Here is a 398-nt window from a genome sequence, read left to right as displayed (position 1 = left end):
ATGCGGGCGTTGGAGAGGACGAGGGTCATGGGCGCAGTCCTTCGGCGGGCTTAGTCCAGGGAGGGGCGGGGCTCGGGCTCGATCTCGATCTCGACCCGATCGGATGCAAACCGGGCCTCTCCGTATTCGAGCGGCCTGTCGAGTCCGTCCACGTTCCAGCTCTGCGTCACGATCAGCGGCACATGGCGCGGCACATGCAGCTGCTCGCATTCGCGCGGCGTCGGCAGGCGGGTGGAGATGCGGGTGCGCTTGCGGGTGTAGTCGGGCACGCCGGAATCGCGCAGCGTCTGGGTGACGGAGCGCGAGCGGGCATAGACTTCGGCGAACGTGGGAAAGCGATCGAAGCTGAAATGATGGCGCGAGACGCTGATCGGCTCATCGTTGGCGATGCCCAGCCG

Annotated in this window: 1 protein-coding gene; it reads right to left on the bottom strand. The window is 66.8% G+C overall.

The window, feature by feature from the left end; genetic code table 11:
- Nucleotides 1–50: 50 nt before the first annotated feature.
- A partial coding sequence (locus ACLD7X_RS19470) for a UTRA domain-containing protein (protein ID WP_411425326.1) occupies nt 51–398 on the bottom strand: 348 nt, incomplete at its 5' end.

The sequence above is a fragment of the Aphanothece microscopica RSMan92 genome, assembly GCF_046613545.2.
In the GTDB taxonomy this organism is placed as follows: domain Bacteria; phylum Cyanobacteriota; class Cyanobacteriia; order PCC-6307; family Cyanobiaceae; genus NIES-981.
Note: the sequence above shows the minus strand (reverse complement) of the source record. Positions and strands in the feature narration are given on the sequence as shown.